Below are 1360 nucleotides of genomic sequence, written 5' to 3' on the forward strand. Positions count from 1 at the left end.
GAGCCCTCCCCGACAGAGTCGAACCCCAATGCGCATTCGCGCAAGCCCTCAATATCCAGAGAAATATACGGTTTAGTCGCGTGAGTGTTTTGATGACCAAGTATCTGTGCAATCGTTGTTATGGGCACGCCTTCCATTGTCATTTGGGTGCCAAGCATCCTCCGAATGCCATGCATCGTTTTTCCATCACCAAGCGTATGTGATACTCCCGCTGCCTTCATCCGTCGGCGCAAGACACATGCTACCGAGACGCCATCCTTAAATCCTTGAAAAGGCGCAAGGCTTCTTAAAAATATCTCCGGGGATTTCGATTCCGGACGACTATTAAGAATGTAGTCGGCCAAGGCGGTTCCAACGCCCCTTTGCAGCGGAAGGTTGACAGGCGCTTGGGTTTTCCCCTGAACTATATGAATCTCGCTTTTTCGCCAGTCAATATCTGAACGTTTGATTTTCGCTATATCCCCAGCCCGCATACCACTGCTTGCAGCCAACAGCAAAATGGCATAGTCGCGTTTGCCGATTGCCGTGCTTAGGTCAATTGACTTTATGACTAATCCCAAATCATCTTGGGGCATACACGGATATATTTTTCCTTCTCTTGCTCTCGGTGCCATAAGTAAGCCTGCGTATGGAAGACCGGATAGTCCCGATCCAGTAAGATATCGATTTAATTTGCGAAGAGCGCCGACAACATCATCCATGCTTTTTGCGCGTGACTGGGAAACATCGCTCAGAAACATCTGTACATGCTCTGACTCAATTTGAGAAATGTTGTTGATGTCAAAACTGGCAAGCAGCAACAGAAAACGCCTAACTATGTACAGCGTATCGCGGCTTCGCATCTCCATGCGGACTGCATCGGCGAGACCGTTGATAATATGCTCAAAGCTTTCCGGTAAAACGGGGATACTTTTGCTAACTGGTCCTTTCCAGACGAAATTGCCTGTCTCATACACCTCTCGCAGTATTCTGGTACCTCGAGTGCGGAGGTTATATACATTCCGTGAAATCGCCCCTGTCTTCAGATTCTCCTGATAGCGTTGATCTAGCTCGTTCAGCAAATCTGCACTGTAATATACCTCCTGCTTTTCCTTGAAGAATTCGGAGATCGGTTTGAAACTACGAGATGCGACTACATCAAGTGTAGATTTTGCTAATCCTACTTCCTTTTCTAAGATTGCCAATGTCTGTTGGATGATTCCAAAAATCGTATTGTCTTCCATGTAAGCCTCCTATTGAATTTAGTGAATTCAATATACAGCATAATGAAAGAAATATTATCCCGCCATTTTTGTGAAGGAAGGGCTTGATATGAGGGCTTATGACAATTAGTCGGGATGCCGCATTTTGCGGGATAAGT

The 1360-nt window shown here is 46.2% G+C and carries 1 protein-coding gene; it reads right to left on the minus strand.

Annotation, left to right across the window (positions count from 1 at the left end):
* A partial coding sequence (locus tag ACYQ3Q_RS28245) for a tyrosine-type recombinase/integrase (protein ID WP_459931715.1) occupies positions 1 to 1223 on the minus strand: 1223 nt, incomplete at its 3' end.
* Positions 1224 to 1360: the final 137 nt, after the last annotated feature.

The sequence above is a fragment of the Desulfosporosinus burensis genome (assembly GCF_054657535.1).